At 59.4% G+C, this 16,914-nt stretch carries 14 protein-coding genes; 7 read left to right on the top strand and 7 right to left on the bottom strand.

The window, feature by feature from the left end:
• The first annotated feature begins 9 nt into the window (after positions 1–9).
• Entirely contained in the window at positions 10–1,230 is a 1,221-nt protein-coding gene (gene fabB / locus RHP75_RS11470) for a beta-ketoacyl-ACP synthase I (protein ID WP_160087208.1), read from the top strand.
• A gap of 77 nt (positions 1,231–1,307) precedes the next feature.
• On the opposite strand, the gene RHP75_RS11475 is transcribed toward fabB, so the two are convergent.
• From RHP75_RS11475 to RHP75_RS11485, 3 genes are all read right to left on the bottom strand, one after another.
• Positions 1,308–2,933, bottom strand: coding sequence for a methyl-accepting chemotaxis protein (locus tag RHP75_RS11475; RefSeq protein WP_311088305.1), 1,626 nt, complete (start codon positions 2,931–2,933; stop codon positions 1,308–1,310).
• Positions 2,934–3,120: 187 nt separating this feature from the next.
• Positions 3,121–3,585, bottom strand: coding sequence for a DUF3859 domain-containing protein (locus RHP75_RS11480; RefSeq protein WP_311088306.1), 465 nt, complete (start codon positions 3,583–3,585; stop codon positions 3,121–3,123).
• 62 nt (positions 3,586–3,647) lie between these two features.
• Positions 3,648–4,670: an amidohydrolase family protein gene (locus tag RHP75_RS11485; protein ID WP_311088307.1), complete on the bottom strand. Its 1,023-nt coding sequence runs from the start codon at positions 4,668–4,670 to the stop codon at positions 3,648–3,650.
• Positions 4,671–4,746: 76 nt separating this feature from the next.
• Between RHP75_RS11485 and RHP75_RS11490 the strand changes: the two genes are divergently transcribed.
• From RHP75_RS11490 to RHP75_RS11515, 6 genes are all read left to right on the top strand, one after another.
• Positions 4,747–5,646, top strand: a complete 900-nt coding sequence (locus RHP75_RS11490; RefSeq protein ID WP_311088308.1) for a transporter substrate-binding domain-containing protein — start codon at positions 4,747–4,749, stop codon at positions 5,644–5,646.
• The gene (locus RHP75_RS11495; protein WP_310285806.1) at positions 5,643–6,044 is read left to right on the top strand and encodes an OsmC family protein; all 402 of its coding nucleotides are present in this window, start codon (positions 5,643–5,645) and stop codon (positions 6,042–6,044) included. Before RHP75_RS11490 ends, RHP75_RS11495 begins: the two co-directional genes overlap by 4 nt.
• Entirely contained in the window at positions 6,041–6,901 is an 861-nt protein-coding gene (locus tag RHP75_RS11500) for a pirin family protein (protein WP_311088309.1), read from the top strand. The genes RHP75_RS11495 and RHP75_RS11500 overlap by 4 nt, the downstream gene beginning before the upstream one ends.
• 90 nt (positions 6,902–6,991) lie before the next feature.
• Positions 6,992–7,540 (top strand): sigma-70 family RNA polymerase sigma factor, encoded by a 549-nt coding sequence (locus tag RHP75_RS11505; RefSeq protein ID WP_170048813.1) that lies wholly within the window; start codon positions 6,992–6,994, stop codon positions 7,538–7,540.
• A complete protein-coding gene (locus RHP75_RS11510) occupies positions 7,537–8,250 on the top strand; it encodes an anti-sigma factor domain-containing protein (protein WP_311088310.1) in 714 nt (237 codons plus the stop codon). The genes RHP75_RS11505 and RHP75_RS11510 overlap by 4 nt, the downstream gene beginning before the upstream one ends.
• A gap of 154 nt (positions 8,251–8,404) precedes the next feature.
• Positions 8,405–9,196, top strand: coding sequence for a DUF4394 domain-containing protein (locus tag RHP75_RS11515; protein WP_311088311.1), 792 nt, complete (start codon positions 8,405–8,407; stop codon positions 9,194–9,196).
• 40 nt (positions 9,197–9,236) lie between these two features.
• Here RHP75_RS11515 and RHP75_RS11520 read toward each other — a convergent pair whose 3' ends face one another.
• The 4 genes from RHP75_RS11520 to htpG form a co-directional block, all read right to left on the bottom strand.
• A complete protein-coding gene (locus RHP75_RS11520) occupies positions 9,237–10,022 on the bottom strand; it encodes a dienelactone hydrolase family protein (RefSeq protein ID WP_311088312.1) in 786 nt (261 codons plus the stop codon).
• Positions 10,023–10,135: 113 nt separating this feature from the next.
• A complete protein-coding gene (locus RHP75_RS11525) occupies positions 10,136–11,134 on the bottom strand; it encodes a two-component system response regulator (protein WP_289240158.1) in 999 nt (332 codons plus the stop codon).
• Entirely contained in the window at positions 11,131–14,697 is a 3,567-nt protein-coding gene (locus RHP75_RS11530) for a PAS domain S-box protein (RefSeq protein ID WP_311088313.1), read from the bottom strand. Before RHP75_RS11530 ends, RHP75_RS11525 begins: the two co-directional genes overlap by 4 nt.
• A 250-nt stretch (positions 14,698–14,947) precedes the next feature.
• On the bottom strand, positions 14,948–16,852 hold the full coding sequence (gene htpG, locus RHP75_RS11535) for a molecular chaperone HtpG (protein WP_090253310.1): 1,905 nt from the start codon (positions 16,850–16,852) through the stop codon (positions 14,948–14,950).
• Positions 16,853–16,914: the final 62 nt, after the last annotated feature.

Below are 16,914 nucleotides of genomic sequence, written 5' to 3' on the forward strand. Positions count from 1 at the left end.
ACTCTCTGCATGCGTCGCGTCGTGATTACCGGCCTGGGCATCGTTTCCTGCCTGGGCAATGACAAAGCCACCGTCTCTGCCAACCTGCGTGCTGGCAAATCAGGCATCCGTTTCAACCCTGCCTATGCCGAAATGGGCCTGCGCAGCCAGGTATCAGGTTCTGTTGACCTGAACCTGGAAGAACTGATTGATCGCAAGGTCTATCGCTTTATGGGTGATGCTGCGGCATTTGCCTACTTGTCCATGGAGCAGGCGATCAAGGATTCGGGCCTCAGCGCAGAAGAAATCTCCAACCCACGTGTGGGCCTGATTGCAGGCTCCGGCGGCGCGTCGACCTTCAACCAGATGGAGGCCATGGACATCCTGCGCGAGAAGGGCGTCAAGCGCGTTGGCCCGTACCGCGTGCCGCGCACCATGGGCAGCACCGTGTCCGCCTGCCTGGCTACACCGTTCAAGATCAAGGGCGTCAACTACTCGATCTCCTCGGCCTGCGCCACCAGCGCCCACTGCATCGGTAATGCCATGGAGCAGATCCAGTTGGGCAAACAGGACGTGGTGTTCGCTGGCGGCGGTGAAGAAGAACATTGGAGCCAGAGCTTCCTGTTCGACGCCATGGGCGCCCTCTCCACCCAATACAACGAAACTCCGGAAAAAGCCTCGCGTGCCTACGACGCCAAGCGTGACGGTTTCGTTATCGCCGGTGGCGGCGGCATGGTGGTGGTCGAAGAACTGGAGCACGCCCTCAAGCGTGGCGCCAAGATTTATGCGGAAATCGTCGGTTATGGCGCGACGTCCGATGGCTACGACATGGTTGCTCCGAGCGGCGAAGGCGCAGTGCGCTGCATGCAGCAGGCTCTGGCTACCGTCGACAGCCCAATCGACTACCTGAACACCCACGGCACCTCGACCCCGGTCGGCGACGTCGCGGAAAGCCGCGCAGTACGCGAAGTGTTCGGTGCCAAGGCGCCGGCCATCAGCTCCACCAAGAGCCTGTCCGGTCACTCCCTGGGCGCCGCCGGCGTACAGGAAGCGATCTACTGCATGCTGATGATGGAAGGCAATTTCATCGCCGGCTCGGTCAACATCGACGAAGTCGACCCGGAAATCGCCGACCTGCCGATCCAGCGCAGCACCGTCGAGAACGCCAAGCTCGACACCGTGATGAGCAACAGCTTCGGCTTCGGTGGCACCAACGCCACCCTGGTGCTCAAGCGCTGGGCAGGCAAATAAGCCTCACCCTGTGCTTGCAACATAAAAAAGGCCATCCCTCGGGATGGCCTTTTTGTTGTGGTTTAGGCCGAGCTCACTCAGATAGAGAAGCGTGCTACCAGCGCATTGAGATCCACCGCCAGACGTGACAACTCCTGGCTGGCCGCACTGGTCTGATTGGCCCCGGCTGAAGATTGCATCGACAGATCTCGGATATTCACCAGGTTGCGATCCACTTCGCGCGCCACCTGAGCCTGCTCTTCCGAAGCACTGGCGATCACCAGGTTACGCTCGTTGATCTGCGAAATCGCGGCCGCAATCTCATCCAGCGCCTGACCCGCAGCTTTGGCCACATCCAGAGTTGAACGGGCCCGGCTGTTGCTGTTCTGCATGGCGTTAACCGCCTTGTCGGTGCCCTGCTGAATGCCGCTGACCATTTGCTCGATTTCACGGGTCGACTGCTGCGTACGATGTGCCAGGGCCCGGACTTCATCGGCCACCACGGCAAAACCGCGACCGGCTTCACCGGCACGCGCGGCTTCAATCGCTGCGTTCAGCGCCAGCAGGTTGGTCTGCTCGGCAATCGAACGGATCACATCCAGTACTTTGCTGATATCGCGCACCTGCCCGGCCAACTGCTCCACTTCGGAAGCGGTATGGGTCACGTCGTCGGCCAGATGACTGATCGACTCAACAGTCTGGCGCACCTGCTCGCGGCCATGCTGGGCCGTACGGTTGGACTCACTGGAAGCCTCAGAGGTGCTGACGGCATTACGCGCGACCTCTTCCACGGCACTGGTCATTTCATTGACCGCTGTAGCCGCCTGCTCAATTTCATTGTTCTGCTGGTGTAAGCCGCGGGTCGAATCCTCGGTCACCGCACTGAGCTCTTCCGACGCCGAAGCCAGCTGCGTGGAGGAATCGGAAATGTTCTGGATGGTGCTGCGCAGGCTCTGCTGCATGCTTTTCAAGGCACCCAGCAAACGTGCAGGTTCATCACTGCCCTGCACCTCGATTGGCTGGGTCAGGTTGCCGCTTGCCACCACTTCTGCCACCCGTACCGCCTCGGCCAGCGGCGCGACGATGCTACGGGTCAGCAGCAGTGCCAGAATTACCGTCAGAGCAAGCGCCAGAGCAATCATCACGATTACCCACAACCGTGCACTTACAAATACTTCATCGGCACTTTTGGCAGCGGCGGTGGCGCCAACCCGGTTCAATTCAGACAGCTCCGCCAGCGCCTTGGCCATGCTGTCTGCGTGGCCGTTGAGCGGACCATTGGCGACCGCCAGTGCCGCGTCCAAGTCGTTTTGCTTTAACGCATCCACGATCTTGCTTTGCTCCTGCAGATAACTGCTCTCAGCCTGCTTGAAGCGCCCGTACAGACTTTTTTCCTCTGCACTAGAAATCAGCTTTTCATATTCGCCTTGGGCTTTATGCAAGAGGCTTCGGAATTCTTCCATCCTGGCGATGTTCTGCTTGGTCATTGACTCATCGCTGTTGAGCATTGAGCGCAGGGTCAATGCCCGTAGCCGCAGCAGATCCTGATTCATCTCTGCTAGGTTCAGGATACTGGGCAGCCAGTTGTCGTTTACCTGCTCCGACTGCCTATCCATTTCGGTCATCTGCAGCAGCGAAAAACTACCGAGCAGCAGAACCAGCAGCGCCACCAGGCCAAAGCCAAGTGATGCTCTGGGCGCAATATTAAGATTTCTTAGGGTCATCACGGCTGTCCTTTAGGGTTTTGAAGCAGCTTGCTAGATAGCATATGGCCATTATCCTTATGAGTTCCTTAAGACCTTCAGCCAATATCTACAGATTCCGTATCGACTCTAGCATCGGATTCTTGACCCCTTGAACATAAAAAACCCGAGCCAGGGCCCGGGTTTAGCGTTACGACTTAAAGTAGCTTTATCGTACGGTAAAGCGCTGTTCCAGCAGCTTGCGATCATCCTGGAACACCATAAAGTGCCACTCTCCAGGCACCACTTCGTGCCTTTCAGTGAATTCAAAGGCCATGACATCCTGCGGCGCGCCGGGGACCAATTTTTGCGTCACCACGAATTTGTCGTGACGCGTGCCTTGCGGGGTGACCACTCCAGGGGTGAGGTACAGCAAGGTCAGCGGCGAGTCTTCAGCCACCTTGCCAACCAATGTGTAACGCATGCCGAACTTGGTGCCGAGCTTGGCAGGAATCACTTCTCCCTGCTCGATCTGCTGGTTACTGCGGGTCAACACCCGCTCACCTTCCTGAAAGTCCTGATAATCGCTGGCGAAAACGCCGTACTCAACCGGGCCTTCTACCCGGACTTCGGCCTGCGCCAGGCTGCTGGTCAACACAAGTGCGGCCAGGGCACTAAAACGGGTGTATTGCATGTCGCGCTCCTTTTTTAGATGGCGCGAGCCTATGACACCCGTGTGACAGATCAATGACAGCCCTAATCCGCCAGATCGGCCTGAACCCGGCGCGGCAGCACCGCGAGGAAGTTATCGCGTGCCACCTGATGCGCGACATCCTCAGGCAAGGCATCAAGAAACGCCTTAAAGCCACTCATATAGTCCGCCAGGCTGGTGAAGCGTCCGACCACATCGGAGCCGAGCATAAAACGCGCCGAGTAACTGCTGACCAGTTTCACCCAGGCAGGATCAGGCTTGCCGTCGGCATCCAGCAGGTACGGCTGGAGCACAGTCCAGGAAAGATCGATATATAGATTGGGGTACTGTTTGAGCATCCGCTCAAGCGTGGGCAGGAGGAAATCCAGTTTCTCCTGATGGCGATGGATTTCCATGCTTGTTCCAGCGTGCGCCCAGATAAACCGCACATGCGGATGGTTACGCAGCGGGTCTTCGATCTCCTGCAAGTAGAGCGGATTGCGCTCACGCTTGGAGGTGATATTGGAGTGCAGCATCACCGGTAGATCGTATTCGGCGGCCAGGTGAAAAACCCGCGCCAGGGCCTCGTTGTTGGCCCGTGGCGCATCACCATGGATCAGCGCGGTGAGGTCGTCATGCCGGGTGAAAATCTCACCTATGCCTTGCCACAGTCCAGGATCGAGTTCGAGCATGCGCCGGATATGCGCATCGGCATTCTTATCATTCGGGTTGAAACCGGAGAGAAACGGATGCAGCCGCTTGCGCTGCTCTGCGGGCACCTGCTTGTAGGCATGCGCCACCAGAACATCGGTAGCGCTGTACCAGTAGGCATTGGCATCGTCACCGGCGTAGTAACGCGGACGCTTGGGCTCGTCCTCATGCCACTTCTTCGCCACCGGAATGCCCGAGAGCATCACGTGCTCGATATTGCCGGCGGCCATCTGTTCGAACAGTTCGGTCATGCCCGCGCTTTCCTGGAAGAAGTCGACGTAGTGCAAATGAGCATCGCTAAAGCGGTAATCGCGCGCCAACGCCAACGGGCTGCAGACAGTGACGAAAACAGCAAGACTCAACGCAAGTCGTTTCAAACCCCAACCCTCCGGAAGACGTGAGCACAATTGACTCACTACACTGAGGTCTAGTTCAGAAACCAGGATTGCAGTAATGGCTTCAGCTTCGACACACCGACCATGCACCTGGCCAAACTACCTGCAGGCATTGCTAGTCCTTGCCCTCCTCTTTCTGCCCACAAGCCAGGCGACGGAGCGCCTGAACTACCCGCTGCACTCAGACGGCATCGATCCCGAAGCCTATGCCCTGGCGCTGCTGACAGCAGCACTGGAGCGCACGCCCGGACGCTACCAGCTGCAGCCCACGCCCGTACCCATGGCACAAAGCCGCGCGTTGCTGGCCATCGAGCACGACAGCAAAAGCGTGCAGGTGATGTGGACCATGACCACCCGCGAGCGTGAAGTCCGCCTGCTGCCAATCCGTATCCCGATCTACCGCGGCCTTATTGGCTGGCGTGTGCTGCTGCAACGCAGCGCAGAAGCCGAGCAGCTGGCCACGGTGCGAAACCTCGATGAGCTCAAGCGTTTCAGCTTCGGTCAACGTCACGACTGGCCGGATACCGCGATCCTGCGTGCCAATGGTCTGAAAGTAGTCACCAGCCAGCACTATCGCGGGTTGTTCCAGATGCTCGCCGCCGGACGCTTCGATCTGTTTCCCCGCGAAGTGGTGGTGGCCTGGCAGGAACAGGTACACGCCTTAGAAAACGGGCTGGCGCTGAGTATCGATAATCACCTGCTGCTGCATTACCCCACCGCGTTCTACTTCTTCACCTCGCGCAACCGTGCGGACCTGGCCGCCGATATCGAACGCGGGCTGGAAGCGATGATTGCCGATGGCAGCTTTCAGCGCCTGTTCGAGCAATACCACGGCGACACACTGCGCCAGGCCAACTTGCATCAGCGGCGTATCATCGAATTGCACAACCCCGACCTACCGCCTGCAACGCCATTTGCCCGCAAGGAATTATGGTTTCAGCCCAAGGAGCTCAAATGATCAGCATCAGCAATGAGAAAGGCCTGCTGCAGCGCATCAGCATCGGCCCGCACACCCTGCACAGCGACGTGTCGGTGGAACTGGGCGGCGAAGGCTCAGCGCCTGAGCCCCATGACCTGTTCGATGCTGCGCTGGGCGCGTGCAAGGCGCTGACCCTCGCGCTGTATGCCAAGCAACGTGGGTTACCGCTGGAAGGGCTCGACGTGAAGCTCAACCGTGACGACAGCCAGGAACGCCAAGGCATCTACCACCTGAACGTCGAGCTGACCCTGCATGGTGCACTGGATGACGCGCAACGCCAGCAGCTGCTGCGCGTCGCCGATAAATGCCCGATTCACAAGCTGATGACCAGCAGCGAGGTTCAGGTCAGCACTCAGCTAAGCGAGGGCATGGAATGAGCGACCTTCTGCTGATCCAGCCGCGCCCGGAAAACCTCGGTGGGCAACCTATCCTGCGCCCCCTGCCCTCAGCCAAGTGCCGCAGCGTCGGGCCGTTCGTGTTCTTCGACCATATTCTGGAAAACACCTACCCGGCTGGCAGCGGCATGAATATCAACCAGCACCCGCATATCGGCCTGTCCACCCTCACCTACCTGTTCAAGGGGCAATTGCAGCACAAGGACAGCCTCGGCTCGAATCAACTGGTCAGCCCCGGCGAGGTCAGCTGGATGACCGCAGGCCGGGCCGTCGCCCATGTCGAGCGCACCCCGCAGACGCTGTGGGAAAGCGGCTCGCACATGCATGGCCTGCAGGTCTGGCTGGCCATGCCCGCCGCCGATGAGCAAGGCGAACCCCACTACAGCCATCACCCCGCCGACAGCCTGCCGCGCAGTACCAGCATGGGCGTGGACATCTGCCTGATTGCCGGCACTGGCTTCTGCCTGCAATCGCCGGTGCCGGTGCTGTCGCCCACTATCTATGCCGAGATCAAGCTGGCCACAGGCAGCGCACTGCAAATCCCCGCCGAGCATGCCGAACGCGCGCTGTACCTGATTGAGGGTGAGGCCACCCTAGATGACCAGCAACTACCGCTGCGTGGCCTGTTGGTACTGCCTGAGGGCGAGACTTACACCCTCAGCGCCTGCAGCGAGAGCCATCTGGTGCTGATTGGCGGCGAGCCGATTGGCCCCCGCCGGATTAACTGGAACTTCGTTGCCAGCGATCCGGCACTGATCGACCAGGCACGCCAACGCTGGGCCGCACAGGACTGGCCAACCGTGCCAGGGGAAACCGATCGCATCGAGCTGCCCCGCTGACGGAGAAAATTTGTTGCACTCCCGAGACATCCAAAGCGCAGGTGCTCGGGTATAACCCTTGGCACGCTCACACATTCAGGAACCCTGTGCATGGCGCAGCCGCTGTTTGATTACGAAAGCCATCTGGAAGCCTGTGCTCAGCAGGATAAACGCGCATTCCAGGCGCTCTACCAACAGGAGGCCGCGCAGATGCTCGGGTTGGCCATTACCCTGCTCGGCCGTCGTGATCAGGCTGAAGACTGTGTGCACGATGCCTTTGTGCAAGTCTGGCGCAACGCCCAGCGCTTTCAGCGGGCACTGGGCAGCGGCCGCGCCTGGATCTACAGCATCCTGCGCTACCGCGCGCTGAATCAGCTGCGCAGCCGTGGCCGTACAGTGGAGATGGATGACGACTTTATCGAGCGCGCGGCCGACGACACCCCACAGGCGGCAGAGTTATTAGAGCAGCAAGGTGAACACCAACAACTGCGTCGCTGCCTGCAAGGCATCGAACGCAATCGCCGCCACCCGATCCTGCTGGCCTTTTACCGCGGCCTGACCCATGAACAAATCGCCAACCGCCTGACCACCCCGCTGGGCACCATCAAGGGCCGTATTCGCGCTGGTCTGCGCGCACTGCAGGAGTGTTTGCAAGCATGATTCCGCAGCAACCTGCCGAACGCCGCGCCTTGATCGGCGAATATGTCCTGGGCTTACTTGATGAGGCCGAAGCCGCTGAAGTGCGCGAGTTGATCGAGCGCGACAGCGAAGCCGCGCAAATGGCTCTGCAGTGGCAACAGCACTTTCTCGAACTGAGCGATCAGCTACCGCCGCAAACACCGTCTACACAATTGTGGCAACGCCTGCAGGACAGCCTCGGCCTGACCCCAACCGTCAGCCGGGTGAATGTCTGGCTGACGTGGTGGCAGAGCCTGGCCACCTGGCGCCTCACCAGTGCTGCACTGGTACTTGCCTTGATCGTCGCGCTGATGCCTAACCTGTGGCACACAGAGATGCCTGGCAACAGCTACACCGTGGTGCTGCAAGCCCCTGGTGAAGCCGCCAAACCCGGCTGGGTAGTGCATGTGGACGGCACAGGCGGCCTGCGTTTGCAGCCGTTGCTGAACGATCAGATCCCAGCCGACCGCTCGGTACAGTTCTGGACGTTGATCGACCCAGCCATTGGCCCACGCTCCCTAGGCCTGGTCGAACCGGGTAAGCCGCTGCAACTGTCTGCCGAACAGATTGGCGCAGTGCAACCCGGCCAGCTGTTCGAACTGACCCTGGAACCGGCCGGCGGCTCGCCGAAGGATCGGCCTACCGGCAAGGTGCTGTATATCGGTCGCGCGGTGATGGCTTCGATCAACTGAAGCCATCAGCAAAAAAACTGAATTTATTTTCAGGCCGCGACATCCAGATGCGTTCTCGTGGGTATAGCTATCAGGTGTTTCATCGAGGCACCTGCAAGGCAGGCCTTAGCCGGCCTTGCATCGATGCTGGATAACCACAGATGAGAGAACGCATATGAACAGCTTCAATACCCTGCTGACCGCTGCCGTTACCACTGCCACCCTCAGCCTCGCCGCCGGCACTGCCAGCGCAGCGACCCTACTGGCCCTGGGCGCCGACGGTCAGCTGTTCAAGATCGACAGCAGCAGCCAGAAAGTCACCGCCACGATGGCAACCAACAGCCCAAGCCCGTTGCGCGGCATTGATGTGCGCCCGGCAAATGGGATGCTCTATGCCTTGAGCAATGACCATCAGCTCCACACCCTGGACCTGGCCACTGGCGCAGCCAGCAAGGTCGCCAGCCTGAACAAGCAACTGCCTGGCAACGGCCAGGCGGTCATCGACTTCAACCCAGTCGCCGACAAGCTGCGCATGCTCGCCGCCGACGGCACCAGCTTTCGCGTCAACGTTGAAACCGGTGAAGTGGTGGTAGACGGTTCAGTGGCTTACGCCGCCGAAGGCCCTTATGCCGGTAAAAGCGCCAAAGTAGTCGCCGGTGCGTATAGCAACGCCTACGCCGGCACTCAGGCCACCGCGCTGTACACCGTGGACCTGGCCAGCAGCAATCTGATGCTGCAAAACCCGCCAAACGATGGCATCCAGCAAGCCGTGGGCAAAATCGTTGATGGCCTGCAGAATGCGGCGCTGGACATCGCCAGCGACGGCAAAGGCGGCAACACCGCGTACCTGCTGACAGGCACCACGCTGCACACCCTGGACCTGGCCACGGGCAAGCCGACCACGCTGGGCGACATCGCCGGCCTGCCGGGCAATATTATTGATATCGCCGTACTGCCAGGCATGTAATCCGCATGCGGGAAGGCCACCCGGCCTTCCCGCTCACGCCTTACTCGGCGAAAGTTTCCGCAAACAGATCATCCATGGCCTTGAACGCTCGCGCGGCCACTACCGGGTGGTACTCATTGCGCCCCGGCACATTGGCCGCCGGGTTGGTAAAGGAATGCACTGCGCCACCGTAGCTGACTAACTGCCAATCGGCTTTCGCAGCTTTCATTTCCGCAATAAAGCCATCGACCTGCGCCTGCGGCACTGCCGGATCATCTGCACCATGCAGCACCAGGACTGGTGCCTTGATGTTCTGCGCATCACTTGGGTTGGGCGTATCCAGGTTGCCGTGGAACGAGACAAAGCCTTTCAAATCAGCGCCGGAACGCGCCAGCTCCAACACCGTACCGCCGCCGAAGCAGAAACCGATCGCCCCCAGTTTGCTGACATCCAGTGCCACCTGCGCAGTTTGCGCCTTGAGCACTTCAACGGCTGCTTGCGCACGTTTGCGCATCAGTGGTCGGTCGCCGCGTACCCGCGTCGCGGCAGCCTTGGCCTCGTCGGCATTGGTCGGACGCACCGCCTTACCGTACATATCGGCCATAAACACCACGTATTTGTCACTAGCAGCACGTGCGGCCTTCTTTGCCGAGTCATCGGTGACGCCTAACCAGTTGGGTACCATCAGCAGGCCTGGACGCGGCGTGGTGACCGTATCGTCGTAGATCAACAACCCTTCGAAGGCTTCGCCATCGATCTCATAGGGCACGGGCTTGAAGACCACTGCAGCTTCAGCAAAACCGATCATGCCGGCGCACAGCAGGGGCAACAGAGACTTGGTGGACATGGCGAGGCTCCTCAGGCGAGTTAAACGCAGCGCTCACCATAGACCGCTGCCACGGGATGACCAAGCACCGGAATCCCCGGCAGCATGCCCAAAGGTTTCAGTCTGTTTCCGCCTCAGCCCTGCTCTGCCCAGCGTTCCTTGATTTCCAGAATCGCCGGCAGCTGCTGGATAAAAAGCTCGACCAGTTGCGGGTCAAAATGCCGGCCACTCTCTTCACGCAGCAAACCGACCGCGGCCTCAACCGTCCAGGCCGCCTTGTAGGGCCGCACGCTGGTCAAGGCGTCGAACACATCGGCAATCGCCACGATGCGTCCTTCCAGCGGAATCTCCTCGCCGCTGAGGCCATTGGGGTAACCGCTGCCGTCCCATTTTTCGTGGTGGGTCAGGGCAATGCGCTGTGCGGTGCGCAGCAGGCCCGAGGCATGCTCACCAATAATCCGCGCGCCAATTTCGACATGCTGGCGCATCACCGCCCACTCCTGCTCATCGAGCTTACCGGGTTTGCGCAGCACCGCATCAGGAATGCCGATTTTGCCGATATCGTGCATGGGCGCAGCATTGAGGAGCTCCTCGGCAGCCGCCTCGCTAAAGCCCGCTGCCAAGGCGAGGACCTTGGAGAAATGGCTCATGCGGATGACATGCAAGCCGGTCTCATTATCTTTGTACTCCGCGGCCATGCCGAGGCGCTGAACAACCTGCAAGCGGGTCTGGCGCAGCTCATCCATACGCACCAGCGACAAATGCGTGCGCACGCGTGCGCGCACGATCGGCGGACTGACGGGCTTGGTGATGTAGTCCACGGCACCTACAGCAAAACCACGGGCTTCATCCTCAACATCAGCCAGCGCGGTGACAAATATCACCGGAATGGCCTCCAGCTCAGGTTGTGCTTTGAGTGCCTGGCACACCTCATAGCCCGTCATGCCCGGCATCATCACATCCAACAGGATCAGATTCGGCCGCTCACGCTCAGCCATTTCCAGGGCCTTGGCACCATCTTTGGCAAACAGCAGGCGGTAATCGTCCTGCAGGATGTGCCGCAGCACTTGTAGGTTCGTGGCTTCATCGTCGACCAACAGGAGCAGCGGACGAGCATCGGCTGGCGTGATCATGGTGTCTGGCTGTCCTCATCGTGCAGCTGATGCAGCAGTTCGTTCAGCGATTGCTGCGCCAGCTCAAAGTCAAAATCATCCAGCGCCTGGCGGATATTGGCCAGGGCCTTTTTCTGCTGCGCGCCTTGCAGTCCTAAAGTCAGGCAGCTCAGCGCCTGATCATCCAGGCCGCCACGACTGATCGCCTGCTGCAAACGCAGCAGTGCATCACGCAATTGCTCACGATCAACCGCCTGGGTCTTTTCAAGCGGCTTCGGCACCTGTGGCAGCGCCTCAGCCACCGCCGCTAAGGCACGGGATAGCTCCTGCAGCAAGCTGCGCAGATGCAAGCCTTCACGCTGATTGAACGCCTGCTCGATCGCTTGGCCAAGCCCCGCCAGGTGGGTAAGCGCCAGATTGTCGGCTGCCCCTCGGAAACGATGCGCCAGGCTGCGCCCCGTATCCCAGTCATTCTTTTCCAGCATGCAGGTGAGGTGTTCAACCAGTGCATCCTGCTCACTGAGGAAACGCTGAATCGCCTGGCTCATTTGTACCGGCCCGCCCCACAGGCTGGCGCCGCGCTGCCAGTCGAACATGCCGCCACTTGCCGTAACAGACTGTTGCAGTTCGCCGCCCTGCTGAGCAGTGCCCAGCAGCCTGGCCATTTCGGCCAGCAGGCCGGGCAGGTCGAGTGGTTTGGAAGCGAAACCATTCATCCCGGCATCAAGCGCCGCCTGACGATCCTGATCTAGCACGCTGGCGGTCAAGGCAATGATCGGCAGGGGCACACGCTGCCCGGCTGCTTCCAGCGCGCGAATACGGCGGGATGCTTCCAGGCCATCGACCAGCGGCATTTGCACATCCATCAGAATCAGGTCAAAGGTGCCGTGGGTAAACGCTTCAACAGCAGCCTGGCCATCCGCCACACAGGTCACCTGATGCCCTAACCGCTGCAAGTTGAGCTGCAGCAATTCCAGGTTTTGCGGCACATCGTCAGCGGCGAGAATGTGCAATGCCGCCAGTTGTGGCAGCGACTGACGCACCTGCGGCGCCAGCCGTTGCCCCGCACGCAGGGGCAACTCGACAATAAAACGACTGCCCTCACCCAGTGTGCTTTCCACCCGCAAACGGCCGCCCATCAGCTCGACCAGCTGGCGCGAGATGGTGGTGCCCAAGCCTGTACCGCCGAACCGCCGACTCATCGACGCATCGGCTTGAGCAAACGGCTCGAAAATCTTCTCAAGGCGGTTAGCCGCAATGCCGATGCCGCTGTCTTCGACGATCAAGCGGATCGCGCCGGGTTCACCCTGCACGTGCAGGCACACTCGGCCTTCACTGGTGAACTTCACCGCATTGCCCAGCAGGTTGGTCAGCACCTGCTGCAGGCGTAAAGCATCGCCCCGGTAGAACTCCAGTAACTGCGCCGGGTAATCGAGCTGCAAGGTAAGGCCTTTGTTCTCTGCGCTCAGACGTTGCGTGGCGCACACCTGTTCGCACAGTTCGCGCAAGGAAAAATCCAGGTCTTCCAGTTCAATCGCGCCCCGGTCCAACTTAGCGGTATCAAGGATGTCATTGAGCAAGCTGAGTAACGAGCGCGAGGCCTGCTGCACAGTCTGTAGATGACGGCGTTGATCATCGGCCAATGGCGTGCCGATCAGCAGCTCAGTGAAGCCAATAATGGCATTCATCGGCGTGCGGATTTCATGGCTCATATTCGCCAGGAAGCTACTGCGCGCAGCGGCAGCGGCTTCAGCACGGTCACGGGCGGCGCGGGTTTCCTGCTCCATGAGCCGGCGCGGCGTCAAATCGGTGGCCAGTTTCACCACTTTGAAGGGTTTGCCATCCGTGTTGAAAATGGGGTTGTACGTGGCCTGAATCCAGACTTCACGCCCGCCGTTACCAATGCGCCGGTACTCTCCGGCGGAGAACAGACCTTTGGCCAGGTCGACCCAGAATTGCCGGTAATCCTCGCTGTCGACATACAAAGGGTCACAGAACAGGCTGTGGTGCTGGCCCAGCACGTCTTCACGCTGGTAGCCAAACAGGTCCAGGGCGTTGTCATTGATCGCCAGCACATGGCCTTGCAGATCAAATTCAATCAGCGCCATGGCTTTGCTGATGGCGTTGACCTTGCCTTCGTACTCGGCGTTACGCAACTTGGTTTCAGTTTGATCAAGCAATACGCCGTCAATCCAACGCGGGATACCCTGTTCGTCGAACACGGCGCTGCCACTCTCCCAGATCCAGTGCTCTTCACCATTGCGATCAAACAGACGGTACTCAACGGTGTAGTTACGCCGCTCCTCGATTGCGGTCATGACCTCATCGGCCACCGGCTGCAGGTCATCCGGGTGGTACAGGCTAGCGATGGCCTTGCGCTTGCTGATGAAGTCATCTGCGCTCCAGCCCGTAAGAGCTTGCACTGCATCGCTGATGAAAATCATGGTCCAGTCGGCATCGAGCAGGCAACGAAATGACACACCCGGGATGTTGCTGATCAACGAGCGATACTGCTGCTCGCGCTCACGCAACGCCTGCTCCATTTCAATCCGCTCACTGATGTCCGTGACGAACACCACGAACAAGGGATGCTGGCCGGAACGAGTCACCCCGATACTGATGCGCACCGGTTTTTCCTGGCCGCTTCGAATAACGCACAGCAACTGCTGCTCAGCATTCGGAAGGCTAACCTGACCGGTTTTCACATACGTGTGTATGTGCTGCTCAAAAATGCGGGCCTCGGCAGGGTTAAGCAGTCTGGCCATCGGCATGCCGACCAGCTCATCCACTGACCAGCCAAACAGGCGCGCGGCGGCGCGGTTGACCGAACGGATCGTGCCGGTGTGGTCAATGGTCAGAATGGAGTCCAGCGCGGTATCGAAGATCGACCGCAGGTGATGCTCGTTGGCACGCAGTTGCTGGCTCAGGTAGCGATAGCGCAGCAGTGCATTGGCAGCTACCACGAACACGGTCAGGGCGACCGTGATCAGTGAAATCGCACTGCCCAGGTACAGGCTATCGACCATGGCAAACGGCTGCGCTGACTCTGCCACTCCAACAAAGCGGGCAGCCGCCATACCGGTGTAATGCATACCGCTGATGGCCAGCCCCATGACCACGGCACTCAACAACAACGCCATGAGCGATGGCAGACGATTCTCCAAGCCAAAACGCACCCACAAGGCAAGAATCGCCAGGGCAACCGCCACCAGAATCGACAGGGCAAACATCCAGGGGTCATAACGCAGCAAAGGCGCCATCTGCATCGCGGCCATGCCGCTGTAATGCATCGCACCGATGCCCGCCCCTACTAATAACCCGCCCACGCAGAGCTGCAACACGCTCAGATTTCGCCGCGCCAGAACGGTCAGCGCAACCCAGGATGCGCCCAGGCTTGGCAACATCGACAACAGGGTTACGCCCAGGTCAAAACGTACTTCGGCACACAGCTGGAACGCCAGCATGCCAATAAAATGCATTGCCCAAATACCGGCTCCCAATGCCAGCGAACCGGTGGCGATCGTGACCTGTCGCCACCAGGCTGAATCACTGTCACGGGCTACGCCGGCCAGTTGCAGAGCCATGCCCGACGTGAACACAGCAATGCACAACGACATGAGTACTAAGAGCGGATCATGATTGCTGAGGACCAGGACACTGGGGTCGGCGTTGACGATAAACAACTGATCAAAAAACGACATATCACCCCAGACTGCATTGGATGCGCACACACCACTGGCGCAATGACAGCATCACAAACGAGCCTGCCCAGCCTGTCAATCAAGCACCGACAAAAAAGCCCGCCAATGGCGGGCTTTTTTATATCCGCTTGGATTAGGCGGAGAGTTCAACCAGTAGCTTGTTTAACCGCTGCACATAAGCGGCTGGATCTTTCAGGTTGTCGCCTGCAGCCAGTGCCGCTTGGTCGAAGAGGATGTGGCTAAGGTCGGCAAAGCGATCTTCATCGGCCTCACCATCGAGCTTCTCGATCAGCGGGTGGCTTGGGTTGAATTCGAAGATCGGCTTGGAGTCCGGCACCTTCTGCCCGCTGGCTTCAAGGATCTGACGCATCTGCAAGCCCAGGTCCTGCTCGCCAATAGCCAGGATGGCGGGCGAGTCGGTCAGGCGATGCGATACGCGCACTTCGGCAACCTGCTCACCCAGCGCAGTTTTCAGACGCTCGACCAGGCCTTCTTTGGCCTTGGCAACTTCTTCCTGGGCCTTCTTGTCTTCTTCCGAATCCAGCTTGCCGAGGTCCAGATCACCGCGCGCCACGTCAACAAACTGCTTGCCGTCGAACTCGGTCAGGTAGCTCATCAGCCACTCATCGATACGGTCGGTGAGCAGCAGCACTTCGATGCCTTTCTTGCGGAACACTTCCAGGTGCGGGCTGTTCTTCACCTGAGCGTAGGATTCGCCAGTCAGGTAGTAGACCTTGTCCTGACCTTCGGCCATGCGCGCGATGTACTCGCCCAGGCCAACGCTCTGCTCGCCATCTTCGGTGCGGGTGGAAGCAAAGCGCAGCAAGCCGGCGATCTTCTCCTTGTTAGCGAAGTCTTCCGCCGGGCCTTCCTTGAGCACCTGGCCGAAGTTCTTCCAGAAGCTCTTGTATTGCTCAGGCTCGTTCTTCGCCAGTTTTTCCAGCATGTCCAGCACGCGCTTGGTCAGCGCCGATTTCATCGAGTCGATGATCGGATCTTTCTGCAGGATCTCACGGGAGACATTCAGCGACAGGTCGTTGGAGTCAACCACACCCTTGATAAAGCGCAGGTACAGCGGCAGGAACGACTCGGCCTGGTCCATGACGAATACGCGCTGCACGTAGAGTTTCAGACCACGCGGTGCTTCACGCTGATACAGATCGAATGGTGCACGCGCCGGGGTGTAAAGCAGCGAGGTGTATTCCAGCTTGCCTTCGACCTTGTTGTGGCTCCAGCTCAGCGGGTTCTCGAAATCGTGGCCGATGTGCTTGTAGAACTCCTGGTATTCCTCGTCCTTGATCTCGGTACGTGGACGGGTCCACAGGGCACTGGCGCGGTTGACGGTTTCCCACTCAACTTCGGCAGGCTTGTCCTTCTCTTCGCCGTGGAATTCCTTCGGCAGCTCGATCGGCAAGGCGATATGGTCGGAGTACTTCTTGATGATATTGCGCAGACGCCAGCCATCGGCGAACTCGTCTTCAGCCGCTTTCAGGTGCAGCACGATGCGGGTACCGCGCTCGGCTTTTTCAACGGTGGCAACTTCGAACTCGCCCTCGCCCTTGCTCGACCAATGGACACCTTCGCTGGCCGGGCTGCCGGCGCGACGACTGAACACTTCAACCTTGTCGGCAACGATAAAGGCCGAGTAGAAGCCCACACCGAACTGACCGATCAGGTGCGAGTCCTTCTTCTGGTCGCCGGAGAGGTTCTTCATAAAGTCGGCGGTGCCCGACTTGGCGATGGTGCCCAAGTGGGTGATCGCATCTTCACGGCTCATGCCGATACCGTTGTCTTCGAGGGTGACGGTCTTGGCGTCTTTGTCGAAGCTGACGCGAATTTTCAGCTCAGCGCCGCCTTCGAGCAGCTCAGGCTTGGCCAGCGCTTCGAAACGCAGCTTGTCGGTGGCATCCGATGCGTTGGAAATCAGCTCACGAAGAAAGATTTCCTTGTTCGAATACAGCGAATGGATCATCAGGTGAAGCAGTTGCTTCACCTCGGTCTGGAAGCCCAGGGTTTCTTTTTGAGTTTCCACACTCATGCTCTCTTACTCCACGTTGTTGACGAAGCCGCAGTACGGCGGATGTCATACAGGTGGGGGCA

The organism is Pseudomonas sp. SG20056, from assembly GCF_031764535.1.
In the GTDB taxonomy this organism is placed as follows: Bacteria; Pseudomonadota; Gammaproteobacteria; order Pseudomonadales; family Pseudomonadaceae; genus Aquipseudomonas.

Excerpts from the sequence above, each read along its gene's own strand:
- RHP75_RS11495 (WP_310285806.1), top strand. The coding sequence starts at position 5,643 with ATGATCAGCATCAGCAATGAGAAAGGCCTGCTGCAGCGCATCAGCATC.
- RHP75_RS11520 (WP_311088312.1), bottom strand. The coding sequence starts at position 10,022 with ATGTCCACCAAGTCTCTGTTGCCCCTGCTGTGCGCCGGCATGATCGGT.
- RHP75_RS11500 (WP_311088309.1), top strand. The coding sequence starts at position 6,041 with ATGAGCGACCTTCTGCTGATCCAGCCGCGCCCGGAAAACCTCGGTGGG.
- htpG (WP_090253310.1), bottom strand. The coding sequence starts at position 16,852 with ATGAGTGTGGAAACTCAAAAAGAAACCCTGGGCTTCCAGACCGAGGTG.
- RHP75_RS11525 (WP_289240158.1), bottom strand. The coding sequence starts at position 11,134 with ATGATCACGCCAGCCGATGCTCGTCCGCTGCTCCTGTTGGTCGACGAT.
- RHP75_RS11475 (WP_311088305.1), bottom strand. The coding sequence starts at position 2,933 with ATGACCCTAAGAAATCTTAATATTGCGCCCAGAGCATCACTTGGCTTT.
- RHP75_RS11490 (WP_311088308.1), top strand. The coding sequence starts at position 4,747 with ATGGCTTCAGCTTCGACACACCGACCATGCACCTGGCCAAACTACCTG.
- RHP75_RS11530 (WP_311088313.1), bottom strand. The coding sequence starts at position 14,697 with ATGGCTCTGCAACTGGCCGGCGTAGCCCGTGACAGTGATTCAGCCTGG.
- fabB (WP_160087208.1), top strand. The coding sequence starts at position 10 with ATGCGTCGCGTCGTGATTACCGGCCTGGGCATCGTTTCCTGCCTGGGC.
- RHP75_RS11510 (WP_311088310.1), top strand. The coding sequence starts at position 7,537 with ATGATTCCGCAGCAACCTGCCGAACGCCGCGCCTTGATCGGCGAATAT.
- RHP75_RS11515 (WP_311088311.1), top strand. The coding sequence starts at position 8,405 with ATGAACAGCTTCAATACCCTGCTGACCGCTGCCGTTACCACTGCCACC.
- RHP75_RS11505 (WP_170048813.1), top strand. The coding sequence starts at position 6,992 with ATGGCGCAGCCGCTGTTTGATTACGAAAGCCATCTGGAAGCCTGTGCT.
- RHP75_RS11480 (WP_311088306.1), bottom strand. The coding sequence starts at position 3,585 with ATGCAATACACCCGTTTTAGTGCCCTGGCCGCACTTGTGTTGACCAGC.